The sequence below is a fragment of the Pseudomonas azerbaijanorientalis genome (assembly GCF_019139795.1).
GTDB lineage: Bacteria > Pseudomonadota > Gammaproteobacteria > Pseudomonadales > Pseudomonadaceae > Aquipseudomonas > Aquipseudomonas laurylsulfatiphila.
Window position 1 is genome coordinate 6,202,552 of the sequence record NZ_CP077078.1, and the last position, 25,667, is coordinate 6,228,218.

Genomic DNA, 25,667 nt, shown 5'->3' on the forward strand with positions numbered 1-25,667 from the left:
GCCTCCCTGGCCCCGGATGTCCGGCAATCGGGTGTGAAATTCGCCTGCGAACGGCTGTTTAAAGCTGTTGCATCATCTTGCGCACGCCAGCCACATGGCGCCGGCTGACGATCAGCGCATCACCATTGAGGCCTTTGAGGAACAGCTGGAAATGCCCCAGGGGTGTGCGTTGCAGTCGCTCGATACGCTCACGGGCGACCAGTGCGTTGCGATGGATACGCACGAAACGGTCACCGAACTCGTCCTCGAGGGCCTTGAGTGGCTCATCGAGCAGTACTTCACCGCTTTCGTGACGCAAGGTTACGTATTTGTGGTCGGCAATGAAGTACACCACCTGATCCAGCGGAATCAACTCGATCCCTTTTCGGGTTCGGGCGCTGATATGGCTGCGCGGTCCGCTGCCGCTTTCGGCAGCAGGGCGGGTCAGGGCGGCGAGCTGGGCACGATTGGGGCGCTCGGCTCTCTTTAATGCGTCATGTAACTGTTCAGTTCTCACAGGTTTCACCAGATAGCCTACGGCGCTGGCCTGTAAGGCTTCCACGGCAAATTCATCGGGCCCGGCGCAGAACACCACGGCGGGCGGAGTTTCGCGTTCGCATAACCGTGCAGCCACTTGCAGGCCATCGAGGCCGGGCATGCGGATATCAAGCAGCACGATATCCGGCTTGTGGCTGTCGATCAGTGCCAACGCCTCTTCGCCATTCGTGGCATTAGGCTCCAGGACACTGTATCCCTCGAGTTCGCCAACCATTCGGCACAGGCGCTCGCGGGCCAAGGGTTCGTCATCAACGATCAGGACATTCATATTGCGCTGGATTCCTGCGTGAGTCTCGCACAAGGATAGCGTAGACAGGTGAAGTGACGTCCGTCACCGCGATCCACGCTAAGACTAGCCCGAGCGTCAAAAAGTGCCGCTGGTCCGGCGGCTAAATTTTCATCTGCCGGGCGATTGGCGGCCCAGGCCCGCATTGGCGACACATCGCCACAGGGTTTGCTGATATGCAATATGAACACCCCCCCTCTACTTGTGGTCAGCGGCTGCACCGAGAAGTGCGCTGATCCTACTGTCCAACTGTAGACGTTTGCCGGGACGTTATTGCTCAAATGAAAAATATCGTTGCGCTTATGCAGGAGCGAGCTTGCTCGCGATGAACCTGGCGCCGACGCGTTTATCCAGAAAGTATGCGTTATCGTTAACGCCCATCGCGAGCAAGCTCGCTCCTACACAAAAAAACGTATCGACCAGTGTCAGCGACAGGGTTGGCAACCCTGTTATTATCCGCGCCAGCGTTCCACGCCTTCTTTCTTCAAGCCGATACGAGCGAATTCATGAGCACTGACAAGACCAATCAGTCCTGGGGCGGCCGCTTCAGTGAACCCGTCGACGCCTTCGTCGCCCGCTTCACCGCCTCCGTCACTTTCGACCAGCGCCTGTATCGCCACGACATCATGGGTTCGATCGCCCACGCCACCATGCTGGCCAAGGTCGGCGTGCTGACCGATGCCGAGCGCGACAGCATCATCGATGGCCTGAAGACCATCCAGGGTGAAATCGAGGCCGGCCAGTTCGACTGGCGCATCGACCTTGAAGACGTCCACATGAACATCGAGGCGCGGCTGACCGACCGCATCGGCGTGACCGGTAAAAAACTGCACACCGGCCGCAGCCGTAACGATCAGGTCGCCACCGATATCCGCCTGTGGTTGCGTGACGAAATCGACCTGATCCTGGCCGAAATCACTCGCCTGCAAAAAGGCCTGCTGGAGCAGGCAGAGCGCGAAGCCGCCAGCATCATGCCGGGGTTCACCCACCTGCAGACCGCCCAGCCAGTGACCTTCGGGCACCACATGCTGGCCTGGTTCGAGATGCTCAGCCGTGACTACGAGCGCCTGGTCGACTGCCGCAAGCGTACCAACCGCATGCCGCTGGGCAGTGCGGCACTGGCCGGCACCACCTACCCGATCGATCGTGAATACACCGCACAACTGCTGGGTTTCGACGCGGTTGGCGGCAATTCGCTGGATAACGTCTCCGATCGCGATTTCGCCATCGAATTCTGCTCGGCCGCCAGCATCGCGATGATGCACCTGTCGCGCTTCTCCGAAGAGCTGGTGCTGTGGACCAGCGCGCAATTCCAGTTCATCGACCTGCCCGACCGCTTCTGCACCGGCAGCTCGATCATGCCGCAAAAGAAAAACCCGGACGTTCCGGAGCTGGTTCGCGGCAAGACCGGTCGCGTATTCGGCGCGCTGATGGGCCTGCTGACCCTGATGAAAGGCCAGCCCCTGGCCTACAACAAGGACAACCAGGAAGACAAGGAGCCGCTGTTCGACGCCGCCGACACCCTGCGCGACTCGCTGCGGGCCTTTGCCGACATGGTGCCGGCGATCAAGCCCAAGCACGCGATGATGCGCGAAGCAGCCCTGCGCGGCTTCTCCACCGCCACCGACCTGGCCGACTACCTGGTGCGTCGCGGCCTGCCATTCCGTGATTGCCACGAAATCGTCGGTCATGCCGTCAAGTACGGCGTGGACAGCGGCAAGGACCTGGCGGAAATGAGCCTGGAAGAACTGCGCAAGTTCAGCGACCAGATCGATCAGGACGTGTTTGCCGTGCTGACCCTCGAAGGCTCGGTCAATGCCCGTAACCACATCGGCGGCACCGCGCCGACGCAGGTGAAGGCTGCTGTGGCTCGCGGTCAGGCACTTCTGGCCAGCCGCTAAATCGTCAAAAGCTTCGCGAGCAAGCCCGCTCCCACAAAGGTATGTGTCAGACACTGGTTTCGTGTGTCACGCCTATCAATGTGGGAGCGGGCTTGCCCGCGAAGGCGATCGACAGAACGCCGCAAAAATCTACTTCCTGGCCGCAATCATCGCCATGAACGCCGGCATTGCCGCTTCCCGATCCGCCGCCACGCGCTGCACGTTCGGGTTGCCCCCCAACCGCTCCAGCAACGCCCTCGCCTTCGGCATTTCAGCCAACAAATCAATGTCGAATAACTTGTGCGCCACGCCACACGCCAGTGGCACGCTGAACAGGAAATACAGATCCGCCACGCTCAAGCTGTCGCCAGCCACGTAAGGGCTGAATTTGCCGTGCCGGCCCAGCGCAGCGATCCCCAGCAACAGTTCAGCCTTGGTTTTTTCCTTGATCGCATCCGGCAGGGTCATGCCGAAAAACGCTTCGGCGTAGCAGGCTCGCGCTGGCAGCTCGATATACAGTTCGATTTCCCTGGCCAGTGCCAGTACCTGCGCGCGCTCGAACGGGTCGCTCGGCAGCAGCGGAGTGCCGTTCTGATGTTGCTCGAGGTACTCAAGGATTATGCTGGTTTCATTGATGAACCCCTGCTCTACGTGCAGTACCGGGACCTTTCCTCGCGGGCTGATGGCCAGTGCTTCGGGGGTGGTGCCACCGTAAAACGGCACTTCTTCGAAAGGCAGTCCTTTTTCCAGCAGCGCCAGTTTGACCATGTTGTAGTAGTTACTGACGGAGAATCCATAAAGCTTGATCATCACAAAGCCTCCAGGCCGTGCGGGGTGGGCAGTGCCTGTTTATAGAACGCTCGAGGGTTTCTTGCCAGCAGCATCACGCCAATGAATACGGGTAAACTGGCCGCCTTTCCCGGAGGAGCCTGCCATGAGCGAGCCAATCGATATCGAAGACGAAGAAGAAGAATTCACCGAAAATACCTTGATCGAAGCTATCGAAAATCAGATCGAAAGCGACAACCCGCCAGCGGCCAAGGCGACCTTCAACAAGCTGACCCTGGTGGGCTACGAGAGGGAAGAGATTCTCAACCTGATGGCTCACGTTTTGGCGGTAGAAATCGACGCGATACTCGAAGAAGACCGCGCGTTCAATACCGAATGGTACGAAGCCGCGCTGCGCGCATTGCCCGAGTTGCCGCCGCAAAAGCAGTAGGCCTACGCCCCCCCCTGTAGGAGCGAGCTTGCTCGCGAAAAACCCGAGAGCGCCGCGGGGCGTCAGGTTTCCAGCGTCATCGTTGAAGACCATCGCGAGCAAGCTCGCTCCTACAAAGGAAAAAAACCCTGTCGCCAGCACTGGACATGCCGGACAAGCGGGTTCACCTTAGGGGCGCTGTCGTCCAATTCCTAGAAAGTCTGGAGTCCTTATGTCGCTTACCCCTGAGCTGGTTGCCGAACTGGAAGTCCTTGCACTCTTCAACCTGGACAGTTCCCAGGAAGGTCTGAAAATTCATCAGACCGCTGCCCCGAAACACATTGCCGCCGCCAAACGCCTCTTTGAAAAAGAACTGACCGACCAGCCTGATGGCGGTTACCTGACCAGCCTGGGTCGTGATGCCGCGCAAAATGTGCAAACCGTGCTGACTATTCTTAACGCCGAAGTAACAGCCTGAATTCTGCCGCATCGCCCACGGAGACCCCGATTCAGGGATTTCCGCGGGCACATCCCCCACTGATTTCAGTCTTCACCGATAGAAATCTGACGCCAGAAAAACAAATCAGCTTAAAAGTCCACGTCTCAAGGCGCTAAACTGCCCCTCATCCGAAGAGCCCCACGTCCGTGCCCTGCGAGCCGGTTTGAGCTGACATGACCCGCAACCATGAAATCCGCCCCGATCTGGACGAGGGAATCGACCGCAAGGTTCTCAGCCAGCTGCGCGCACGTTTTCTGAAACTTAACGAAGGGCGCATGGCTCGCGCCATGGAAGGCTTGTCGACCCGCCAGCAAGGGGTTCTGACCTTGCTGCCGCTGTTTTTCCACGTTAATCATCCGCTATTGCCCGGCTACGTTTCCGGCAGTACGCCGGCGGGTCTGTCGAATTTCGAACCGGAGGCCCATGTCCTCGCAGAAGCCCAGCGCCTGACCCGCTCGTTTTCCTACAAGCCTCGCCATGGCAGCAACCCGCCGAGGCCGATTCACGGACTGTTCCTGATGGGCAGCCTCGGCACCCTGGCCCAGGCCGACCAGAGCGACATGGATGTGTGGGTCTGCCATGGGCCGGACCTGACCGAGAACGAACTCGCCGAACTGCGCAAAAAATGCCAGCTGCTGGAAGCCTGGGCGGCCAGCCAGGGCGCCGAAGCGCACTTTTTCCTGATCGAACCGACCCGTTTCGTCCGTGGCGAGCGCGATACCCAGCTGAGTTCGGAGGATTGCGGCACCACCCAGCACTACCTGTTGCTGGACGAGTTTTACCGCACTGCAATCTGGCTGGCCGGGCGTACGCCGATCTGGTGGTTGGTGCCGGTCTACGAAGAATCGAGCTACGACCGCTACACCCATACCTTGATTTCCAAGCGCTTTATCCGCGCCGATGAAACCCTCGACCTCGGCAACCTGGCCTTTATCCCGCCCGGCGAATTTATCGGCGCCGGGCTCTGGCAGTTGTTCAAGGGCATCGAGTCGCCCTACAAGTCGGTACTCAAACTGCTGCTGACCGAGGTATATGCCAGTGAACACCCCAGGGTCCATTGCCTGAGCCTGCGTTTCAAGCAAGCGGTGTTCGCCAACCGGCTCGACCTCGACGAACTGGACCCGTACGTCGTGGTGTACCGGCGCATCGAGGAATACCTGATCGCCCGCAACGAACCGGAACGGCTGGAACTGGTGCGTCGCGCGCTGTACCTGAAGGTCAATCGCAAACTCACTGGCAGCAGCCGTACCCAGAGCTGGCAACGCTCTTTGCTTGAGCGTCTGGCCCATGAATGGCGCTGGGACCAGCGCCAACTGGCCCTGCTCGATAGCCGCAGCCAGTGGAAAGTCCGCCAGGTCGGCTCCGAGCGGCGGGCGCTGGTCAATGAACTGAACTACAGCTACCGCTTCCTCACCCAATTTGCCCGACAGGAGCAAACGGTCAGTCGCATCAACAAGCGCGACCTGAGCGTCCTCGGACGTCGGCTATACGCCGCTTTCGAGCGCAAGGCCGGCAAAGTCGAATTCATCAACCCCGGTATCGCCCCGGACCTGGCCGAAGACACCCTGACGCTGGTGCACGCGCCGAACAGGAAAGAACCGGGGCAAAGCCAGTGGGGCTTGTACAACGGCAGCCTGACGGCGCTGGAGTGGGAACATTTCGCGCCGATCAAACGCAGCCGTCACTTGCTCGAGCTGCTGACCTGGTGCCACCGCAATGGCGTAATCGACAGCAGTACCCGCCTGGCCCTGCACCCTGGTACCAGCGACTTGAGCGAGTTCGAGCTGTTCAACCTGCTCGGCAGCCTGCAACAGACTATCGCCCTGCCCTTGCCCACCGTCGCCGAAGAACCTCTGTTGCGCGCCAGCGTGCCGAGTGAAGTGCTGATTCTGGTGAATGTCGGCATCGATCCGCTCAAGCACCATCGCGACCTGAACATCCTGATGACCACTGAGCGCACCGACTCCCTGAGCTACGCCGGGGTTCGGGAAAACCTGGTACTGACGCTGGACCAGGTCACGCTCAATAGCTGGAACGAAGTGCTGGTGGCTCGCTACGACGGCCCCCACGCCCTGCTCGACTGCATTCGCGATTACCTCAACAACCTGCCCGCCGGGCCGCAACAGCCGAAGTTGAGGGTGCGCTGTTTCTGCCATAACCGCGCGCAGTTCATCGCCCAACGGGTGGAAGACATCCTCGACACCGCGCAGAACCTGCTGCTGAGCCGACTCAATCACCGCTACCTGATCCAGGTCCAGCAGCACTACCACGTACTGGAGCTGGTGCCGGGACAGGTCCAGCACATCGCACTGGCCACCCTGCCGGCGTTGATCGACTACCTGGGTGAAGAAATGGCGAGCTACAGCCCGCTTCACCTGGACCCAAACGCACTGCAAGAGCACGACCTAGCGCTGTTCCTGCCAACGGGCCAGCCGGACTGCATCCAAGTGTTCTATCGGGTCAACGAAGATCAGGCTGATCTGTACGTGCTCGATGAGTTCAATGCCCTGTGGCAGCAACGCCTGCCCTGGCACGACGAGCAAAGCCTGCTGGTGCCGCTGCAGCGCTTCCTGCAATCGATCCAGTACCGTCGCGATGCCCTGTTGCCGATGGACGCTGCCCACCCCTTGAACCTCGACACCCTGTATTGCCAGCTGCTGCCGTCAGGCTCTGGTCGGGCGCGTCGCATTGAAGCCCGGCCAGTGCCGCAGACGCCGGTGAACAAACCGTTTTACGACGTGCAGGCGATCGTCGGCAAAGCCGCACCAGGTCAGGTGCAGGTGGCGTTGTATTGCAATCAACGGGAGTTTTCCGAACTGGAGCATGGCGACCAGCTGTTCAGCGTGGTCGCCCGGGAAATCGTCGGGCAGCGCCGGGAAACCGAACGCTACCGCTGCTACATCACCGACCTCGACCTGTCAGGCCTGCTCGGCGAAGGGCAGAGTTCCACCCATCTTTACCTGCGATACAAAGCAGACCTGGAGCAGGCATTGAACGAGGCGCTCGATCAGGTCTGAGGGGATGTCACTCCGGGAACGCGCCGCCATTGGCCGGCTGCGATTCGACTTCCAGCAGCGTCAACTTCAGGGTCTTGCCACCCGGAGCCGGCCAATCGATATGCTGGCCAACCTTCAGGCCGAGCAGCGCGCTGCCCACCGGCGCCAGGATCGAGACCTTGCCTTCGTCGGCATTCGCATCCTTGGGGTACACCAGGGTCAGGTGGTAGTCCTTGCCACTGCCTTCTTCCCGGCAATGCACGCGGGAATTCATGGTCACGACATCCGCCGGCACTTCATCGTGGCCGACCACGGTATCGGCGCGATCCAGTTCGGTTTGCAGCGCAATAACGCCCGGCAGCGTGTCGTCCAGGCTGTCGATCAGACGCTCCAGACGCTGGACGTCCAGACGGGTAAGGGTGATGGAAGGTGCGGTCATGATCTGGGCAGACTCCTTTCTTCTGCACGAAAAAAGCAAAACCCCGCCAGAAAAAGGCGGGGTTTTCACAAGCCTCGATGGGTTGAGGCGTTACCGGACACTATCACAGCTCAAAAAATATACAAGCCGCCACCCGGCGGCGTAGGAGCTGCCGCAGGCTGCGATCTTTTGATCTTGCTCTTCGGCAATCTTCAGAGCGGCCAAAAGATCGCAGCCTTCGGCAGTTCCTACAGGGCGGTGGCTTTGCGCTCAGAGGCCTGGGCGCAAATGACACGGCGGCGATCATCGTCCGCCGAGCGCCATTCGCGGATGTCTTCGACATGGCGGAAACAGCCCAGGCAGACTTTCTGCTCGTCCAGCCGACACACACCGCTGCACGGCGACGGCACCGCCGGGCTGATATTGCTGTAGAGCGGCTTCGGTGGGCGGACAGACGCAGGCTGGGTCACGATCTCACAGGCCTTCGAAATCGAGCTCGACACCGGCCTGCTGCTGGACGATACGCTCAAGCATTTCACCCAACTGCTCTTCGCTCTTGTCACACATCCAGCGCTCGCTTTCTTCGTCGTAGTCGAAGTGGAAACCACCGGACACCGCCGCCAGCCAGAGCTGACGCAGCGGCTCCTGGCGACTGAAGATCAACTGACTGCCGTTCTCGAACTTGACGGTCAGCACACCGGCCGAGCTTTCGAGGTCGATATCCAGGTCGCTGTCGTCAAAGATGTCCTCCAGGGTTTGCTGGGTGGCATCGACCAGGTCGTGGAAACGCGCTTCGGACAAACTCATTACGGCAACCTCAAAAAGTGTCTGATCAGGCTCAAGCGCCGCAAGATACGACCGAGCCCTGCTGAATGCAAAGAATAACGACCGCGGGCCGATATCAATAGGTCAAGTGCTGTACCTGTGGGAGCGGGCTTGCTCGCGAATGCGGTGTGTCAGTCGACATCCGCATTGACTGATGCAGCGCTTTCGCGAGCAAGCCCGCTCCCACAATGGATTGCACTTATGTTGCGGACATCGGCCCAACCCCCGCCGGACGGGCGGTCCGTTGCATAGGCAAGCTGCCGGGTGGCCGGTATACTCCGGCGCAATTAATGCATTTTCAAGGATTTCGCCATGAAGCGCCTGATCTCTTCCCTTGCTGCGCTCCTCGCGGTTGCCTGCCTTGTGTCGGCCTGCGGTCAAAAAGGCCCGCTGTACCTGCCCGATGAAGACCAGGACCCTGTCGAGCAAGCCAAGTCGTCGCAGCAGCAGCCTGCCTCCAAAGCACACAAGCACGACGTCTACCAATAATAAGGGAACCTCATGGACGCTTTTAACTACCGTGACGGAGAACTGTTCGCGGAAGGTGTTGCCCTGTCTGCCATCGCCGAGCGCTTTGGAACACCGACCTACGTTTACTCCCGTGCACACATCGAAGCCCAGTACCTGGCTTATGCCGATGCACTGACTGGTACGCCGCACCTGGTGTGCTACGCAGTCAAGGCCAACTCCAACCTGGGCGTCCTGAATGTCCTGGCGCGTCTGGGCGCCGGTTTCGACATCGTCTCCCGTGGTGAACTGGAACGTGTACTGGCCGCTGGCGGCAGCGCCGACAAGATCGTGTTCTCCGGCGTCGGCAAGACCCGTGACGACATGCGTCGCGCCCTGGAAGTCGGCGTGCACTGCTTCAACGTCGAATCCACCGACGAGCTCGAACGCCTGCAAGTGGTCGCTGCCGAACTGGGCGTTCGCGCGCCGATTTCGTTGCGCGTCAACCCGGACGTCGATGCCGGCACCCACCCGTACATTTCCACCGGTCTGAAAGAGAACAAGTTCGGCATCGCCATCGCCGACGCCGAAGACGTGTACGTGCGTGCCGCGCAACTGCCGAACCTGGAAGTGGTCGGCGTCGATTGCCACATCGGCTCGCAACTGACCACCCTGCCGCCGTTCATCGACGCTCTCGACCGCCTGCTGGGCCTGGTCGACCGCCTTGGCGATTGCGGCATCTACCTGCGCCACATCGATCTCGGTGGTGGCCTGGGCGTGCGATACAAGGACGAGGAGCCGCCACTGGCCGGCGACTACATCAAGGCCGTGCGTGAACGCCTCGATGGTCGCGACCTGGCGCTGGTGTTCGAGCCGGGTCGCTTCATCGTCGCCAACGCCGGTGTATTGCTGACCCAGGTCGAATACCTCAAGCACACCGAGCATAAAGACTTCGCCATCGTCGACGCCGCCATGAACGACCTGATCCGCCCGGCGCTGTACCAGGCCTGGATGGACGTCACGGCCGTGCGCCCGCGTCAATCCGCGGCCCGCGCCTACGACATCGTCGGCCCGATCTGCGAGACCGGCGACTTCCTGGCCAAGGATCGTCAGCTGACCCTGGAAGAAGGCGACCTGCTGGCCGTGCATTCGGCCGGTGCCTACGGGTTTGTCATGAGTTCCAACTACAACACCCGCGGCCGTACCGCTGAAGTGTTGGTGGACGGTGATCAGGCATTTGAAGTGCGTCGCCGTGAAACGGTAGCCGAGTTGTTTGCTGGCGAAAGCCTGCTGCCGGAGTAAAACCATGCTGCTGCGTTTTACCAAGATGCACGGCCTGGGCAATGACTTCATGGTCCTCGACCTGGTCAGCCAGCACGCGCACATCCTGCCCAAGCATGCCAAGCAATGGGGCGACCGGCACACCGGCATCGGTTTCGACCAGTTGCTGATCGTCGAGGCACCGAGCAATCCGGACGTGGATTTCCGCTACCGGATCTTCAACTCCGACGGTTCCGAAGTGGAACAGTGCGGCAACGGTGCGCGCTGCTTCGCCCGTTTCGTGCTCGACAAGCGCCTGACCGCAAAGCGGCTGATTCGGGTCGAGACCAAAAGCGGCATCATCGAACTGGACGTGCGTAACGACGGCCAGATCAGCGTGAACATGGGCGCCCCACGCCTGGTGCCGGCGGATATTCCGTTCCAGGCACCGGAGCAGGCCAAGAGTTATCAGGTCGACGTCGACGGCACCCCGGTCGATCTGGCCGCCGTGTCCATGGGCAACCCCCATGCCGTGGTGCGGGTCAGCGATATCAACAACGCGCCGGTGCATGAGCTGGGACCGAAAATCGAACATCACCCGCGCTTCCCGGCACGGGTCAATGTCGGCTTTATCCAGGTCATCGACCGGAGCCGCGCGCAGTTGCGCGTCTGGGAGCGTGGAGCCGGGGAAACCCAGGCTTGCGGAACCGGCGCCTGCGCCGCCGCAGTGGCCGCGATCAGCCAGGGGTGGATGGATTCGCCACTATTGATCGACCTGCCTGGCGGGCGCTTGTCCATCGAATGGGCAGGTCCTGGCCAGCCGGTGATGATGACCGGCCCGGCAGTGCGCGTATATGAAGGACAAGTGCGTCTTTGAGTGAGCGAAACCTATGACCGACAAGCCTCAGGTACCCGCACGACAAGCTGACGAATCACCGCCCGAAAGCCTGGAGGCGGCGGCTGTTGCCGCGTACCTGGAGGCTCATCCGGACTTCTTCGTCGAGCACGAAGAGCTGCTCCCGTCCCTGCGTATTCCCCATCGACGCGGCGATACCGTGTCGCTGGTGGAGCGTCAGATGACCATCCTGCGCGACCGCAACATTGAACTGCGTCATCGCCTGTCGCATTTGATGGACGTGGCCCGGGACAACGACCGTTTGTTCGAAAAGACCCGTCGCCTGATCCTCGCGCTGATGGACGCCGCCAGCCTGGAAGACGTAGTGATGTGCGTCGAAGACAGCCTGCGCCAGGAATTCCAGGTACCCTTCGTCAGCCTCATCCTGCTCGGCGACAACGCCATGCCGGTGGGCCGCTGGGTCACTCACGCCGAAGCTCAAGTGGCCATCGGCGGTTTGCTCTCGGAAGACAAAAGCGTCAGCGGCAGCCTGCGCGAGCATGAACTGGACTTCCTGTTCGGCGAAGAACAGCGCAAGCAGATCGGCTCCACCGCGGTCGTCGCCATCAGCCACCAGGGCATCCACGGCATCCTGGCCATCGCCAGCCGTGATCCGCAGCACTACAAAAGCTCGGTGGGCACCTTGTTCCTGAGCTACATCGCTGAAGTCATGGGTCGCGTGCTGCCGCGGGTCAACAATTCCCTGCGCTCGGTACGCTGAACATGGAACGACAACTGGACGCTTACTGCGAACACCTGCGCAGTGAGCGGCAGGTGTCGCCGCATACGCTGTCGGCCTACCGCCGCGACCTCGACAAACTGCTGGGCTGGTGCGTCAAACAGAACATCGGCAGTTGGGCGGCGCTGGACATCCAGCGCCTGCGCAGCCTGATTGCCCGCCTGCACGCCCAAGGGCAATCATCCCGCAGTCTGGCGCGATTGCTGTCGGCCGTTCGCGGGCTCTATCACTACCTCAATCGCGAAGGCCTGTGCGACCACGATCCGGCCAACGGCCTGGCGCCACCGAAAGGTGAACGCCGCCTGCCGAAAACCCTCGACACCGACCGCGCCCTGCAACTGCTGGAAGGTGGTGTGGAGGATGACTTTCTGGCACGTCGGGACCAGGCGATTCTGGAGTTGTTCTACTCTTCCGGGCTGCGGCTGTCGGAGCTGACAGGACTCAATCTCGATCAACTCGACCTCGCCGACGGCATGGTCCAGGTACTCGGCAAAGGCAGCAAGACCCGCCTGTTGCCGGTAGGAAAAAAAGCCCGCGAAGCGCTGGAGCAGTGGCTGCCACTGCGGGCCATGGCCAACCCGGCGGACGATGCGGTGTTCGTCAGCCAACAGGGGCGACGTCTCGGCCCCCGAGCGATCCAGGTGCGGGTCAAGGCTGCTGGCGAGCGCGAGCTGGGACAGAACCTGCATCCGCACATGCTGCGGCACTCCTTCGCCAGCCATCTGCTGGAATCCTCCCAGGACCTGCGCGCGGTGCAGGAACTGCTCGGGCACTCGGACATCAAGACCACACAGATCTACACCCACCTGGACTTCCAGCACCTGGCCACGGTCTACGATAGCGCCCACCCAAGGGCCAAACGCATTAAAGGCGACGATTCATGAGCATTCAGTTGATCACCTTCGACCTCGACGACACCCTGTGGGACACCGCCCCCGTCATCGTCAGCGCCGAAGCCATATTGCGTGCATGGCTGACCGAACATGCGCCCAACCTGGGGGCGGTGCCGGTGGAGCATTTGTGGGCCATACGCGAACGCATCCTGAGCATCGAGCCGAACCTCAAGCACCGCATCAGCGCCTTGCGCCGGCGCGTGTTGTTCCAGGCCCTGGAAGAAGCCGGATATCCCCATGCCGAGGCGTCGGACCTGGCCGATCAAAGTTTCGAAGTGTTTCTGCATGCCCGGCATCAGCTGGAAATATTTCCGGAGGTGCAACCGACCCTGGAGTTGCTGGCCAACCATTACGCCCTCGGCGTGGTCACCAATGGCAACGCCGATGTGCGTCGACTGGGGCTGGCGGACTACTTCAAGTTTGCGTTGTGCGCCGAAGACATCGGCATCGCCAAACCTGATGCGCGGCTGTTCCATGAAGCCTTGCAACGCGGCGGCGCGACGGCTGATACGGCGGTTCATATTGGCGATCATCCGGGCGATGACATTGCCGGTGCGCAACAAGCGGGGATGCGGGCGATCTGGTTCAACCCGGCGGGCAAGGTCTGGGAAGCGGAACGGTTGCCGGATGCGCAGATTGGCAGTCTGACCGAGTTACCAGCGTTGTTGGCGCGGTGGAACAAGGCTTCGGCCTGACACAAAACCTGTGGGAGCGGGCTTGCTCGCGAATGCGGTGTACCAGTCGACATTGATGTTGGCTGACACGACGCCTTCGCGAGCAAGCCCGCTCCCACAGTAGATTGTGTTCAACCCGAAAATTTTGTTCCGGGCATGAAAAAGCCCGCAGCGACGGCGGGCTTTTTCAGCAAGCGGGTAGCAGGCTCAGATAGGCCGGCTGCCATACTTGTTATCCGGCTTCTTGGGAGGATCGGCGACCACATTGGCCTCCACTTCCTGCACCTTGCCACCACGGGCCAGGAACTCTTCCATGGCCTTGGCCAAGGCGTCGCGCTCCTTGTTCTTGGCTTCGACACTCGGCAGCTCATCGACCGATACCGCTGCCTTGGCCTTGCCTTTGGCGGCCGGAACCGGCGCATCACCGCCGTCGTCGTCAGCAACGTCTTCCGCTGCCGCTTCCAAGCCTTCTTCAGCCTCGTCTTCGTCGCCTACTTCGAGGTCGTCGTTTTCCAGATCATCGTCGCTCATGTTCTACCTCATGACTTGCGAAAAGCAGATTAGTTATAGCCCAGCTTTGCCCCCTGTCGAAGGCTGCCGGAAAAAAATCAACAGCCGCTGCTGACCAGCGGCTATGCCTCTTCACCGTGCACGGTGGCGAGGACTTTACGGGCACCGCCATGATCGCGGTGCTCGCCCAGGTAAACGCCTTGCCAGGTTCCCAACGCCAGCCGGCCTGCCGAAATCGGCAAACAGAGCTGACAGCCAAGCACGCTGGCCTTGAAGTGCGCCGGGAGGTCGTCCTGGCCTTCGTCGTTATGCTCATAGCCGTCTGCTCCTTGTGGGATCAGACGATTGAAAAACCGTTCGAAGTCGCGACGTACCGCCGGATCGGCGTTCTCGTTGATGGTCAACGACGCCGAGGTATGCTGCAGCCACAAATGCAACAGACCGACCCGACACGCCTTGAGTTCAGGCAGGCCGGCGAGTAACTCGTCCGTTACCAGGTGAAAGCCCCGGGGCCTCGCCCGCAAGGTAATCAGAGTCTGTTGCCACATACAGTTCTCCGCACGTTCGGGGCGCATTCTAGCGCGCTCTGGGAAAAAACAAAGGCCCTAATATTCCTTCAATCATGTAAGCCTTCGACCGCACAAAAACACCCGACGTAAACATCCTGAAACCTGTAGGAAAAAACCTTTCAGCTCACCCTGCAAAGACAAATTTCAGACAAAAAAATGCCCGGCAAGCCGGGCAAGTTTTTTATGCGCGTGCTTACAAGTTGTAGCCGCGTTCGTTGTGAAGCGCCAGATCGATGCCGACCGCCTCTTCTTCTTCATTGATGCGCAGACCCATGACCGCATCCAGCACCTTGAGGATGATGTACGTGGCGATCGCGGTGTAGATCACCGTGAAACCTACGCCTTTGCACTGAATCCACACTTGTGCGGCGATGTCGGTCACGGTGCCGAAGCCACCCAGGGAGGGAGCTGCGAACACACCGGTCAGGATTGCGCCGAGGATACCGCCAATACCGTGTACACCGAAGGCGTCCAGGGAATCGTCATAGCCGAGCTTGCGCTTCAGGGTGGTGGCGCAGAAGAAGCACACAACGCCAGCCGCCAGACCGATGACCAGCGCGCCCATCGGGCCAACAGTACCGGCAGCCGGGGTAATTGCCACCAGGCCAGCAACCACGCCCGAAGCGATACCCAGTGCGCTAGGTTTGCCATGGGTGACCCACTCGGCAAACATCCAGCCCAGCGCAGCAGCGGCAGTAGCGATTTGCGTCACCAGCATCGCCATACCGGCGGTACCGTTGGCCGCAGCGGCGGAACCGGCGTTGAAACCGAACCAGCCGACCCACAGCATGGCCGCGCCCATCAGGGTATAACCGAGGTTGTGCGGTGCCATCGGCGTGGTCGGGAAGCCTTTGCGCTTGCCCAGCACCAGGCAGGCAACCAGACCGGCCACACCGGCGTTGATGTGCACCACGGTGCCGCCGGCAAAGTCCAGAACGCCCCAGTCCCACATCAGGCCGCCGTTACCGGACCAGACCATGTGCGCAATCGGCGCGTAAACCAGGGTGAACCAGATGCCCATGAAGACCAGCATCGCGGAGAACTTCATCCGCTCGGCGAAGGCACCGACGATCAGCGCCGGCGTGATGATGGCGAAGGTCATCTGGAAGGTGATGAACACCGCTTCAGGGAACAGCGCCGCAGGACCGGTCAGACTGGATGGTGTGACACCGGCAAGGAATGCCTTGCCCATGCCACCGAAGAACGAGTTGAAGTTGACGACGCCCTGCTCCATGCCGGTGGTGTCGAACGCGATGCTGTAGCCATAAATGACCCACAGGACGCTGATCAGACCGGTAATGGCGAAGCACTGCATCATCACGGAAAGAATGTTTTTCGACCGCACCATGCCGCCGTAGAACAGCGCGAGGCCGGGAATGGTCATGAACAGCACCAAGGCTGTAGAGGTCAACATCCAGGCAGTGTCGCCAGAGTTGAGGACCGGGGCCGCCACTTCGTCTGCCGCCAAAGCAAGGCTGGGCATTACGATGGACAACAGGGCTCCTAGCCCTGCGAATTTACGCAGAGTCATATTGTTTTCTCCTGGGGCGTTGGGTTTGTGGCGGCTTAGATAGCGTCGGTATCGGTTTCGCCGGTACGGATGCGAATCGCCTGTTCCAGATTGACCACGAAGATCTTGCCGTCACCGATCTTGCCGGTGTTGGCAGCCTTGGTGATGGCCTCGATTACCCGGTCCAGATCCTTGTCGTCGATGGCGACGTCAATCTTCACCTTGGGCAGGAAATCGACCACGTATTCCGCGCCGCGATACAGCTCGGTGTGACCCTTCTGCCGACCAAAGCCTTTGACTTCAGTGACGGTAATGCCCTGCACGCCGATCTCGGACAGCGACTCGCGTACGTCGTCCAGTTTGAACGGCTTGATGATGGCAGTGACTAGCTTCATGAAAACTCTCTCCCGAATTGGTGGACTTGCCCCAGGAAAACAAACCCGTCTCAAGTCTAAGCGCAGTGCCTGGCTTTGTAACGCATCGTCGGCCTTACCTGCCCGTCCGACGCCAGCTAACCGCTCCTTGCGAAGCACTCCCCGTGATTCGCCTGGCGCACTGCATTCGTCACAGCGACTGCATCAGTGCATGGGTCACCAGCATCTAAGCAGAAAGCTTGCCATCTCCACAAAACTGACTGTTTTCAAGCCTTTACCGGCGGATGGCGGATACTTCGCGACAACACCCGGCACGTTACGCACAACAACGGTGCGACGCCGTCCATCCCGATGCGCGAAAACCGTGCACCCTTTGCCCGCGCAAATGACTATAGACACTGCGTGATACACTGCCCGTTATTGTTTCCAGGACATTGCCCATGCTCGCGCCAAAAGACTTCCTCGACGCCCTGACCGGCACCGCCTCCCGCCTCTTCAGCGGTGACACGCCGCTGCCGAAAGCCGAAATCGAAAGCCAGTTCAAAATGTTGCTGCAGAGCGGCTTCAGCAAGCTGGATCTGGTGAGTCGGGAAGAGTTCGATAGCCAGATGGTTGTACTGGCACGCACGCGGGCGCGGCTGGAGGCTCTTGAAACGAAGGTCGCGGAGATGGAAGCGAAGCTCAATCCGCCAACCGAGTAACCCATCAATCCCGCTTTGAAACACAGCCCCCTGTAGGAGCTGCCGAAGGCTGCGATCTTTTGATCCCAAGCCCCGCAAAAATCCCGGCAACGTCCTACAAACATCACGCCGCCGTCCGATTGCGCCGCCAGGTATCCGGTCTCTAAGCTCATCCCCGCTGAATGTTCAGCACTGGGTTTGGCGACCTGGAAAAACCCCGACGCACTACGACCACATTCGAAATAGGGAGTTTCTCCCCATCTTGAGTTATGGCAGCTGTGCGTGGGAGACCTTAAGGTCTGCCGGTTTTTCGGGCGTCACCGGTTCGCCAACCCGCGCATGGCTGCCACCCTTTTCGTTTGGCGACGATCAGAGGCAGTTTCTCTTCACTCGACCCCGAGAACTGCACGATGGAAGAAAACTACCTAACCCCCCAGATCTTCACCCGCCACAAACTCCACCTCCACGCCCTCCTAATACAAAACCAACCCTGGTTCAGCGCCCGTGACCTGGGCCGATTACTCCGCATTCACCTCAACGACCGCCAACTCCAAAAACTCGATCCCGACCAATACCAAACCACCCAAACCCTCATCTACGGCCGCATCGAAAACACCCTGCTGATCAGCGAATCCGGCGTCTACGCCATGCTCGTATACCACTACTGCCCCGAATACCGAGCCTTGCGTGAATGGCTCACCCACGAAGTCGTCCCCGCCCTGCGAGACACCCAACACCCCACCACAACCGAACGCCCACAACTGAGCCTGCTCAACTGGCCGGAAATGTCGTTGAGCTTGCTGCACTGGAATAACCAGCCGTGGATTCGGTTGCAGGATGTGCCGCAGATGATGACAGAGCGCGAGCTGTCCAGACGCCCGGTAAAACCGTGGTGGAAGCGGGCTTCACGTGTCCTGCAGTCGCTCTGAATATTTAACGTTCAACCACACTCGATCTGGGCTGAGCGCAACTCATAGGTCGATTGCAGATTCAGCCAGAAATCGGGTGTAGTGTTCAGGTGAATGGATAGCTTATGCGCCAGACCAACACTGACATCGCTCCGCAGATTCACAACATCGCTTATTTCCGCCTCTGGCTCGTTCAACGAGCGAGCCAGAGCATCGGTTGTAACGCCCAGCGGCTTCAAAAACTCCTCGCAGAGAATTTCGCCAGGATGAATCGGGCACATCCCATTCCTGTTCATTCACACCTCCTACGACTGCATTCAGCGAGATCATAAGCAGCAGCCTTCATCCGGCAAGACCATCCACGCTCTTTCACCGATGTCCTTCATCTGTCTCGGCAGGGTCCTACAAAAAGCAGCTCTCCAGCCTGATTTATTCCCCGGACCCGTTCCGCCTACGCTTTTCGCCTTGATATTCCATAGACGTTAGCAATGAGAAGAAAAGGGAAAGGCACGGACCTTCGTAACCAGACTTTTAAATCGAACGCACGGAAGCTTACCTACCAAGCATTTATTAAAAACATCGCGCCTCGTGCATTAAAAATGGACGTAGCAGCTGTCAGGTTTGAGCCGATTACCGCAGCAGCGTTAGAGAAATGTCATTTATGGGAAGGAGCAACAATATACCCATGGGATCACATCCCCGACTGGAAGCGCAAAGATGCCAAAGGTTTGGATTTGGCAATTTGGTATGGGCAGAATCTGTGTGGCTTGTGCTATGCAACACCGCGAAGGAGCGCTCTCTGTCTGAAGGTAGTTCTTCTGCAGAGTGATCCAGACAGATCCCATCCGCTTCGTGGCTTGATCGCCCCGATCGCGATACTGGCCGCTGATTTCTATGCGCGTATGCTTGGGTGCAGAGAGATCGAAATCCAGGACCCTGATCCGAACGTTGTTTTTTATTATCGAGATCTCGGGTTCGACTTTGACCATAACAACCGCCTTGTCATCTACTTGAGCGACCAATAACATCCAATCGCAGGAGGTGTGTATGAGCCCAAAAAAGCGAAAGGCGAAGCTGTTACAAGTTGTTGAGTTTCACGCCGAAGCACGTCGTTTGGCTGGAAATTTATCGGCCAATCAACGACGCTTTATTGAAGTCGCCATCGCGCGCGGTAAAGAACTTGAGCCAGGTGGTTGGTTGGCCGGTGGACGAAGCTGAACCTCTTTCGTGAAAGAAACCGTCTAAATGGCGGTTTTTTGTACCTCGCCAATGCCCTGGTTCGTAACCGCAATATCCCGTGAAATTTTGCCCACGTATCCACCCCACCAATTCCCTCTCCCCCGTCTACCCTTCAAAAACCCGCAGGAAGCGGTGCTCTTCAACTCAAGGAACGACCATGTCCCTCTCCATCGTCCACAGCCGCGCCCAGGTCGGCGTGGAGGCGCCTGCCGTCACCGTAGAAGTTCATCTGGCCAACGGCCTGCCATCCCTGACCATGGTCGGCCTGCCCGAGGCGGCGGTGAAGGAAAGCAAGGATCGGGTGCGCAGTGCGATCATCAATTCGGGGCTGCAATTTCCGGCGCGGCGAATCACGCTGAATCTGGCGCCAGCGGATTTGCCCAAGGATGGCGGGCGGTTCGATCTGGCGATCGCCCTGGGGATTCTCTCGGCCAGTGTGCAGGTGCCGACGCTGACACTGGATGACGTGGAGTGTTTGGGGGAGTTGGCCCTGTCAGGTGCGGTACGGGCAGTTCGAGGGGTGTTGCCGGCGGCGTTGGCGGCGCGCAAGGCCGGGCGCTGGCTGATGGTGCCACGGGCGAATGCTGAGGAAGCGTGCCTGGCGTCGGGACTGAAAGTGATTGCCGTTGACCATTTGCTGGAGGCCGTCGCGCATTTCAACGGGCATACACCGATCGAGCCTTATGCTTCCGATGGACTGCTCTGCGCCAGCAAACCTTATCCCGACCTGAATGAAGTGCAAGGGCAGCTGGCGGCCAAGCGTGCGCTGCTGATTGCGGCTGCAGGCGCTCACAACCTGTTACTCAGTGGTCCCCCGGGGACCGGAAAAACCTTGCTGGCGAGTCGTTTGCCAGGGCTGCTGCCGCCGCTGACCGAAAGCGAGGCGCTGGAAGTGGCGGCGATTCAATCGGTCACCAGTTGTGTGCCCTTGCGTCACTGGCCACAGCGCCCCTTTCGCCAGCCCCATCACTCCGCCTCTGGCCCCGCGTTAGTGGGTGGCGGCTCGAAACCGCAGCCGGGTGAAATCACCCTCGCCCACCACGGCGTCTTGTTTCTTGATGAGCTTCCCGAGTTTGAACGCAGGGTATTGGAGGTCCTGAGGGAGCCGATGGAATCAGGACATATCGTCATCTCGCGAGCGAAAGATCGCGTACGCTTTCCGGCGCGTTTTCAATTGGTGGCGGCGATGAATCCGTGCCCCTGTGGATATCTTGGCGAGCCAAGCGGGCGCTGCTCCTGCACGCCGGACATGGTGCAGCGTTATCGCAACAAGCTGTCGGGGCCGCTGCTCGATCGCATCGACCTGCACCTGACTGTCGCCCGGGAAGCCACGGCGTTGAATCCCAAAGTGAAGCCTGGCGAGAACAGCGCCAGTGCTGCGGTGCTTGTCGCCCAGGCTCGTGAGCGCCAGCAGAAGCGCCAGGGTTGTGCCAACGCCTTTCTCGATCTGCCGGGCCTGCGCCGGCACTGCGAGTTATCCACAGCCGACGAGCACTGGCTGGAATCCGCCTGTGAACGACTGACCCTGTCACTGCGCTCGGCGCACCGCTTGCTCAAGGTGGCACGGACGCTGGCGGATCTGGAACAGGTTGATGCGATCAGCCGTGAGCATCTGGCGGAGGCGTTGCAGTATCGGCCGGCGACTCAGTGAGTGCTGAAACCGAGGCGCGCCCTTCGCGGGCAAGCCCGCTCCCACAGGTTCTGCGTCGTTCATGCGATGGCATATCGACGCCAACCCTGTGGGGGGCGGGCTTGCCCGGGTAGAAACCGCAGACATCCTTTCAACTCAGATGCACGACATCCGGCAATTCCATGGACCGGACTTCGTTTTGCAGAAAGTCGCTGAGCCGGCGCATGCGTTCGCCGCCGGGACGGGTTTTCGGCCACACGAGGTAGTAACACAAGCCGCTGGCAACCGCTGTCGGCCACGGCAGACTCAAGCGTCCCTGAGCCACGTCCTCCGCGACCATCAGCAGATCGCCCATAGACACACCATAGCCTCGGGCGGCGGCGATCATGCCCAGTTCCAGGGTGTCAAACACCTGCCCACCCTTGAGCGACACCTGCTCGGCCAGGCCCATGCGCTCAAGCCAGTTGCGCCAGTCGCGGCGGTCCGGCGTCGGGTGCAGCAACTCGGTGTTGCTCAGGCGCTCGACATCCCAGGGCTGGTCGCCCCGCAGGTTGGGCGCGCCGACCGGGATCAACTCCTCGGGGAACAGGTAACTCGCCTCCCAGTCCGGAGGGAAATGTCCGTTGCTTAACAGCACCGCACAGTCGAACGGCTCGTCGTTGAAGTCCACGGAATCGACGTCCATCCACGCACTGGTCAGCTGCACTTCGTTGCCCGGTTGCAGATGACGGAAGCGACTGAGACGCGCCAGCAACCAGCGCATGGTCAGGGTCGACGGGGCTTTCATGCGCAGGATGTCGTCTTCGGCGCGCAATGTATTGCAGGCGCGCTCCAGGGCGGTGAAGCCCTCGCGAATACCCGGCAACAACAAACGGGCCGACTCGGTCAGTTGCAGGTTGCGGCCACTGCGGTGAAACAAGCGACAGGCAAAATGCTCTTCGAGCGTACGAATATGTCGGCTGACCGCACTTTGGGTAATCGACAGTTCTTCCGCGGCCCGGGTAAACGACGTGTGTCGCGCCGCCGCTTCAAATGCGCGCAGGGCATATAGGGGAGGAAGACGACGCGACATCAGGAAAGCTCCTACAGCGGTTTTGGATACCCTAGCAGAAACTATCCAGCATGAGTTTGAATCATGCTACCCATCCTTTTTATCCCTTTGTGCAAACGCCGCAGAGCGCCGAGAATCGACCCTTTCCTGTCCACTTCCAGAATCGAGCGTGATGACCATGCAGCATCCAGCACGTACTGAACTCTGGGCCATCCTGCGGCTGGCGGGGCCGCTGATTGCCTCGCAGTTGGCGCACATGCTGATGGTCCTCACCGACACCCTGATGATGGCGCGCCTGAGTCCCGAGGCGCTGGCCGGTGGCGGACTCGGCGCGGCGACCTATTCGTTCGTGTCGATTTTCTGCATCGGCGTGATTGCTGCCGTCGGCACTCTGGTCGCGATCCGTCAGGGAGCCGGCGACATTCTCGGGGCGACCCGGCTGACCCAGGCCGGGTTGTGGCTGGCATGGCTGATGGCGCTGGTCGCCGGTTTGCTGCTGTGGAACCTCAAACCGGTGCTGCTGCTGTTCGGCCAGACCGAAAGCAATGTCCAGATGGCCGGGCAGTTTTTGATCTTCCTGCCGTTCGCCCTGCCCGGCTACCTGAGCTTCATGGCCCTGCGCGGGTTCACCAGCGCCATTGGCCGCGCGACACCGGTGATGGTTATCAGCCTGGGCGGGACCGTGGCCAACTTCCTGCTCAACTATGCGCTGATTACCGGCATGTTCGGCCTGCCGAAGCTGGGGCTGATGGGCATCGGGCTGGTCACGGCGATTGTCGCCAACCTGATGGCCCTGGCGCTGGCGTGGCACATTCGCCGGCATCCGGCTTATGAGGCCTATCCGCTGCGTCAGGGCCTGTCACGGCTGAACCGCCAGTACCTGAAGGAACTGTGGCGTCTGGGCCTGCCGATTGGCGGCACCTACGCGGTGGAAGTCGGGCTGTTTGCCTTCGCCGCGCTGTGCATGGGCACCATGGGCAGCACGCAACTGGGTGCACACCAGATCGCCCTGCAAATCGTCTCGGTGGCGTTCATGGTGCCGGCGGGGATTTCCTATGCGATCACCATGCGCATCGGTCAGCATTACGGCGCCGGGCAACTGCTTGATGCGCGGCTGGCCGGGCGGGTCGGCATTGCGTTCGGAGCGGCGGCGATGCTGTGTTTCGCCATGGTCTTCTGGCTGTTGCCGAATCAGTTGGTCGGTTTGTTTCTCGACCACAACGACCCGGCGTTCCGCGATGTCATCAACCTTGCCGTGAGCCTGCTGGCGGTGGCGGCATGGTTCGAGCTGTTCGACGGCACCCAAACCATCGCCATGGGCTGCATTCGCGGGCTCAAGGATGCCAAGACCACGTTCCTGGTGGGCCTGGGGTGCTATTGGCTGATTGGCGCTCCGGCCGCGTGGTGGATGGCGTTCCACCTGGACTGGGGGCCAACGGGTGTCTGGTGGGGCCTGGCGCTGGGGCTGGCGTGTGCGGCGGTGAGCCTGACGCTGGGGTTTGAGTGGAAGATGAAGCGGATGATCAAGCGCGAAACGACGTCAGAGCAGCGCTTCGAAGTCGCTCAGCCTGACTGAGATCCCTTGTAGGAGCGAGCCCGCTCGCGATAAACACGAGAACGCCGCGGGGCACCTGCCAACCAGCGTTATCGTTGACGACCATCGCGAGCAAGCTCGCTCCTACAGGGTTCCGTGGCAACCAATTACTCGTGATCAGCTTACGACTTCCAGCGCCGGCTGCTGGCTGGAGCCAAACATCAGATATTCCACCAGCTCGGCCAGCGGCAATGGCTTGCTGATCAAATACCCCTGCACCTGATCGCATTCGAACCCGCGCAGCAGATCCAGCTGCTCCGATGTCTCCACACCTTCGGCGACCACTTCAAGGTTGAGGTTGTGCGCCAGGTTGATCATCGCGTGGACCAGCTTGCGGTTTTCCTCACGCTGTTCCATGCCGCCGACAAAGCTCTTGTCGATTTTCAGCAAAGTGATCGGCAGGCTGTTGAGGTGCACGAACGACGAGAAGCCGGTGCCAAAGTCGTCGAGAGAGAAGCGCACACCGAGGCGCCCGAGGGCGTCCATGGTCTGCTTGACCAGGTCGCTGCGGCGCATCACGGCCGTTTCGGTCAGTTCGAACTCCAGCCACTGCGCCTCGACGCCGCGCTCGGCAATCAGGCGACTCAGGGTCGACAGCAACTGGCTGTCCTGGAATTGCCGGAACGACAGGTTGATCGCCATGTGCAACGGCGGCAAACCCAGCTCAAGCAGCGCCTGCATGTCGCGCAAGGCCCGGGAAATCACCCAGTAGCCCAGCGGCACGATCAGACCGCTTTGCTCGGCCAGCGGCACGAATTCACTTGGTGGCAGCAAGCCGCGCTCGGCATGGCGCCAGCGCACCAACGCTTCGAGGCCGACGATCTGTCCGTCTTCAAGGTTCAGCCGTGGCTGGTAGTGCAACTCCAGCTCATCGCGGCGAAGTGCCCGACGCAGTTCGGTTTCGAGGTCGGCGATGCTGCGGGCATTGCGATTGATGCGTTCGTTGAAAATGTGAAAGGTGCAGCCTTGGGTGCTTTTGGCCTGCTGCATGGCAATGTGCGCGTGCCACATCAGCGGGTCCGCGCCGGCCTGGGCCCGGGCATAAGCGATGCCCAGGCTGGAGCCGATCAACAAGCTTTCGCCGTCGACCCAATAGGGTTCGGCCAGCGCTTCGCTGATGCGCTCGGCCATCCACTCGGCACGCTGGGGTGCCCGACGAGTATCGATCAGCAGCGCGAATTCATCACTGCCCAGGCGCGCGAGTTGATCGCCGGCTTCAAGCTGGCTCTTGAGCCGCGCCACCACTTGCAGGATCAGGCGATCACCGGCCTGATGGCCGAGGGCGTCATTGGCGTAACGAAAGTTATCGAGGTCGAGATGACCGAGGGCCAGGCCGCGACCGTCGTTTTCCGCCAGGCGCGCCGTCAACAGGGTCTGGAAGCCCTGGCGATTGGCGATGCCGGTGAGCGGATCTTGCTCGGCCAGGCGTTGCAGGGTGTTTTCCAGCACGCCACGTTCGCGCACATGGCGCAGGCAGCGGCGCAACATGCCCGGATCGAGATGATCGCGCACCAGCCAGTCACTTACACCGTCGGGCGGGGTCAGCGGCTCATGGTCGAGCAGCAACACCGTCGGCAGGCTGCAACGGCCCGGCGCCGGTTGAAGTTGCGGGATGGTCAATAACACCGCACTGCGGTTGTCATCGAACAGGCTGCTGACCGACTCCCAACTCGGCGCGCTGATGAGCACGGCCGAGCTCCCCATCGGAGCCAGACACTCGCGCAACAACGCTGCCCACGCTGGCTCTTCGGCCAGTAGCAGCAAACGCAAGGGTTCGACAGGCGTAGACAAGCTAGCTCCCTAGACTCTGCAAAGATGTAGGCGACGGGCATTATGCCGTCCCGATGACCAATGACAATGACATCAGTTATCAAAACGAGCCCTTTGTATCCGGAATTACGAACATTAGCCGCAAATTCGTTGCGCATCCTGCGTGAAAGTAACAAAACCGGCAATTACAGATAGCGCGGTACGTCACAAGTCGGACAGAGCAGCACAAATCGCTGAGCCTGTTAAAATGCCGGCCCATTTCGTGACTGACTCCTGAAATTACCT

Annotated in this window: 28 protein-coding genes and 1 pseudogene; 16 read left to right on the forward strand and 13 right to left on the reverse strand. The window is 60.3% G+C overall.

Annotated features, from left to right (window positions below; all coding sequences use genetic code 11):
* Nucleotides 1-58: 58 nt before the first annotated feature.
* Nucleotides 59-805: a LytR/AlgR family response regulator transcription factor gene (locus tag KSS91_RS27930; RefSeq protein WP_015097334.1), complete on the reverse strand. Its 747-nt coding sequence runs from the start codon at nucleotides 803-805 to the stop codon at nucleotides 59-61.
* 524 nt (nucleotides 806-1,329) lie between these two features.
* Here KSS91_RS27930 and argH point away from each other — a divergent pair.
* Nucleotides 1,330-2,724, forward strand: coding sequence for an argininosuccinate lyase (argH, locus tag KSS91_RS27935; RefSeq protein WP_217836692.1), 1,395 nt, complete (start codon nucleotides 1,330-1,332; stop codon nucleotides 2,722-2,724).
* 129 nt (nucleotides 2,725-2,853) lie between these two features.
* Here the strand turns inward: argH and KSS91_RS27940 are convergent, their stop codons facing one another.
* A complete protein-coding gene (locus tag KSS91_RS27940; protein WP_217836693.1) occupies nucleotides 2,854-3,513 on the reverse strand; it encodes a glutathione S-transferase family protein in 660 nt (219 codons plus the stop codon).
* Between the two features lie 124 nt (nucleotides 3,514-3,637).
* Here KSS91_RS27940 and KSS91_RS27945 point away from each other — a divergent pair, with 124 nt between their 5' ends.
* Entirely contained in the window at nucleotides 3,638-3,922 is a 285-nt protein-coding gene (locus tag KSS91_RS27945; RefSeq protein ID WP_217836694.1) for a hypothetical protein, read from the forward strand.
* Between the two features lie 15 nt (nucleotides 3,923-3,937).
* Here KSS91_RS27945 and KSS91_RS28450 read toward each other — a convergent pair.
* A pseudogene (locus tag KSS91_RS28450) lies at nucleotides 3,938-4,015 on the reverse strand (outer membrane lipoprotein carrier protein LolA); the annotation flags it as partial.
* Between the two features lie 118 nt (nucleotides 4,016-4,133).
* Between KSS91_RS28450 and KSS91_RS27950 the strand changes: the two are divergent.
* Together KSS91_RS27950 and KSS91_RS27955 are read left to right on the forward strand one after the other, a co-directional pair.
* Nucleotides 4,134-4,379: a TIGR02647 family protein gene (locus tag KSS91_RS27950; protein WP_057712785.1), complete on the forward strand. Its 246-nt coding sequence runs from the start codon at nucleotides 4,134-4,136 to the stop codon at nucleotides 4,377-4,379.
* A 194-nt stretch (nucleotides 4,380-4,573) separates the two neighbouring features.
* Entirely contained in the window at nucleotides 4,574-7,417 is a 2,844-nt protein-coding gene (locus tag KSS91_RS27955; RefSeq protein ID WP_217836695.1) for a class I adenylate cyclase, read from the forward strand.
* 7 nt (nucleotides 7,418-7,424) lie between these two features.
* Here the strand turns inward: KSS91_RS27955 and rnk are convergent, their stop codons facing one another.
* The 3 genes from rnk to cyaY form a co-directional block, all read right to left on the reverse strand.
* Entirely contained in the window at nucleotides 7,425-7,835 is a 411-nt protein-coding gene (gene rnk / locus KSS91_RS27960) for a nucleoside diphosphate kinase regulator (protein ID WP_007980800.1), read from the reverse strand.
* Between the two features lie 227 nt (nucleotides 7,836-8,062).
* Entirely contained in the window at nucleotides 8,063-8,284 is a 222-nt protein-coding gene (locus tag KSS91_RS27965) for a DUF1289 domain-containing protein (protein ID WP_217836696.1), read from the reverse strand.
* Nucleotides 8,285-8,288: 4 nt separating this feature from the next.
* Nucleotides 8,289-8,621 carry an iron donor protein CyaY gene (cyaY, locus tag KSS91_RS27970; protein WP_007980802.1) on the reverse strand — a complete coding sequence of 111 codons (333 nt, stop codon included), beginning with the start codon at nucleotides 8,619-8,621 and terminating at the stop codon, nucleotides 8,289-8,291.
* A gap of 330 nt (nucleotides 8,622-8,951) precedes the next feature.
* Between cyaY and lptM the strand changes: the two genes are divergently transcribed.
* Genes lptM through KSS91_RS28000 form a run of 6 tightly spaced genes read left to right on the forward strand, consistent with a single transcriptional unit; the run spans nucleotide 8,952 to nucleotide 13,568 of the window.
* Nucleotides 8,952-9,128: an LPS translocon maturation chaperone LptM gene (gene lptM, locus KSS91_RS27975; RefSeq protein WP_007980804.1), complete on the forward strand. Its 177-nt coding sequence runs from the start codon at nucleotides 8,952-8,954 to the stop codon at nucleotides 9,126-9,128.
* 12 nt (nucleotides 9,129-9,140) lie between these two features.
* Complete coding sequence (lysA, locus tag KSS91_RS27980; protein ID WP_217836697.1) at nucleotides 9,141-10,388, forward strand: diaminopimelate decarboxylase; 1,248 nt, start codon at nucleotides 9,141-9,143, stop codon at nucleotides 10,386-10,388.
* 4 nt (nucleotides 10,389-10,392) lie between these two features.
* Nucleotides 10,393-11,223 (forward strand): diaminopimelate epimerase, encoded by an 831-nt coding sequence (gene dapF / locus KSS91_RS27985; protein ID WP_126048259.1) that lies wholly within the window; start codon nucleotides 10,393-10,395, stop codon nucleotides 11,221-11,223.
* 13 nt (nucleotides 11,224-11,236) lie between these two features.
* Nucleotides 11,237-11,962 carry a DUF484 family protein gene (locus KSS91_RS27990; protein WP_217836698.1) on the forward strand — a complete coding sequence of 242 codons (726 nt, stop codon included), beginning with the start codon at nucleotides 11,237-11,239 and terminating at the stop codon, nucleotides 11,960-11,962.
* 2 nt (nucleotides 11,963-11,964) lie between these two features.
* On the forward strand, nucleotides 11,965-12,864 hold the full coding sequence (xerC, locus tag KSS91_RS27995; RefSeq protein ID WP_217836699.1) for a tyrosine recombinase XerC: 900 nt from the start codon (nucleotides 11,965-11,967) through the stop codon (nucleotides 12,862-12,864).
* Entirely contained in the window at nucleotides 12,861-13,568 is a 708-nt protein-coding gene (locus KSS91_RS28000; RefSeq protein ID WP_095964314.1) for an HAD family hydrolase, read from the forward strand. The genes xerC and KSS91_RS28000 overlap by 4 nt, the downstream gene beginning before the upstream one ends.
* 186 nt (nucleotides 13,569-13,754) lie before the next feature.
* Here the strand turns inward: KSS91_RS28000 and sutA are convergent, their stop codons facing one another.
* The 4 genes from sutA to glnK form a co-directional block, all read right to left on the reverse strand.
* Nucleotides 13,755-14,078, reverse strand: coding sequence for a dormancy-specific transcriptional regulator SutA (gene sutA, locus KSS91_RS28005; protein WP_015097343.1), 324 nt, complete (start codon nucleotides 14,076-14,078; stop codon nucleotides 13,755-13,757).
* Between the two features lie 101 nt (nucleotides 14,079-14,179).
* Nucleotides 14,180-14,605: a secondary thiamine-phosphate synthase enzyme YjbQ gene (locus tag KSS91_RS28010; RefSeq protein WP_015097344.1), complete on the reverse strand. Its 426-nt coding sequence runs from the start codon at nucleotides 14,603-14,605 to the stop codon at nucleotides 14,180-14,182.
* Nucleotides 14,606-14,819: 214 nt separating this feature from the next.
* The gene (locus KSS91_RS28015) at nucleotides 14,820-16,157 is read right to left on the reverse strand and encodes an ammonium transporter (protein WP_015097345.1); all 1,338 of its coding nucleotides are present in this window, start codon (nucleotides 16,155-16,157) and stop codon (nucleotides 14,820-14,822) included.
* A gap of 35 nt (nucleotides 16,158-16,192) precedes the next feature.
* Complete coding sequence (glnK, locus tag KSS91_RS28020) at nucleotides 16,193-16,531, reverse strand: P-II family nitrogen regulator (RefSeq protein WP_002555808.1); 339 nt, start codon at nucleotides 16,529-16,531, stop codon at nucleotides 16,193-16,195.
* Between the two features lie 419 nt (nucleotides 16,532-16,950).
* On the opposite strand from glnK, the gene KSS91_RS28025 reads away from it, so the two are divergent.
* Together KSS91_RS28025 and KSS91_RS28030 are read left to right on the forward strand one after the other, a co-directional pair.
* Nucleotides 16,951-17,211: an accessory factor UbiK family protein gene (locus tag KSS91_RS28025; RefSeq protein ID WP_007980822.1), complete on the forward strand. Its 261-nt coding sequence runs from the start codon at nucleotides 16,951-16,953 to the stop codon at nucleotides 17,209-17,211.
* Nucleotides 17,212-17,600: 389 nt separating this feature from the next.
* Nucleotides 17,601-18,119 carry a BRO-N domain-containing protein gene (locus KSS91_RS28030; RefSeq protein ID WP_217836700.1) on the forward strand — a complete coding sequence of 173 codons (519 nt, stop codon included), beginning with the start codon at nucleotides 17,601-17,603 and terminating at the stop codon, nucleotides 18,117-18,119.
* Between the two features lie 11 nt (nucleotides 18,120-18,130).
* Here KSS91_RS28030 and KSS91_RS28035 read toward each other — a convergent pair whose 3' ends face one another.
* Entirely contained in the window at nucleotides 18,131-18,394 is a 264-nt protein-coding gene (locus tag KSS91_RS28035; protein ID WP_217836701.1) for a HigA family addiction module antitoxin, read from the reverse strand.
* A gap of 192 nt (nucleotides 18,395-18,586) precedes the next feature.
* On the opposite strand from KSS91_RS28035, the gene KSS91_RS28040 reads away from it, so the two are divergent.
* The 3 genes from KSS91_RS28040 (at nucleotide 18,587) to KSS91_RS28050 (ending at nucleotide 20,988) form a co-directional block, all read left to right on the forward strand.
* Complete coding sequence (locus KSS91_RS28040; protein ID WP_007989502.1) at nucleotides 18,587-19,123, forward strand: hypothetical protein; 537 nt, start codon at nucleotides 18,587-18,589, stop codon at nucleotides 19,121-19,123.
* 22 nt (nucleotides 19,124-19,145) lie between these two features.
* Nucleotides 19,146-19,316 (forward strand): hypothetical protein, encoded by a 171-nt coding sequence (locus tag KSS91_RS28045; protein WP_167399546.1) that lies wholly within the window; start codon nucleotides 19,146-19,148, stop codon nucleotides 19,314-19,316.
* Nucleotides 19,317-19,494: 178 nt separating this feature from the next.
* On the forward strand, nucleotides 19,495-20,988 hold the full coding sequence (locus tag KSS91_RS28050; protein WP_217836702.1) for a YifB family Mg chelatase-like AAA ATPase: 1,494 nt from the start codon (nucleotides 19,495-19,497) through the stop codon (nucleotides 20,986-20,988).
* Nucleotides 20,989-21,118: 130 nt separating this feature from the next.
* On the opposite strand, the gene KSS91_RS28055 is transcribed toward KSS91_RS28050, so the two are convergent.
* On the reverse strand, nucleotides 21,119-22,039 hold the full coding sequence (locus KSS91_RS28055) for a LysR substrate-binding domain-containing protein (protein ID WP_015097348.1): 921 nt from the start codon (nucleotides 22,037-22,039) through the stop codon (nucleotides 21,119-21,121).
* 157 nt (nucleotides 22,040-22,196) lie between these two features.
* Between KSS91_RS28055 and KSS91_RS28060 the strand changes: the two genes are divergently transcribed.
* Nucleotides 22,197-23,594 (forward strand): NorM family multidrug efflux MATE transporter, encoded by a 1,398-nt coding sequence (locus tag KSS91_RS28060; protein ID WP_095964442.1) that lies wholly within the window; start codon nucleotides 22,197-22,199, stop codon nucleotides 23,592-23,594.
* 135 nt (nucleotides 23,595-23,729) lie between these two features.
* On the opposite strand, the gene KSS91_RS28065 is transcribed toward KSS91_RS28060, so the two are convergent.
* Complete coding sequence (locus KSS91_RS28065) at nucleotides 23,730-25,403, reverse strand: putative bifunctional diguanylate cyclase/phosphodiesterase (RefSeq protein ID WP_126048271.1); 1,674 nt, start codon at nucleotides 25,401-25,403, stop codon at nucleotides 23,730-23,732.
* Nucleotides 25,404-25,667 lie beyond the last annotated feature (264 nt).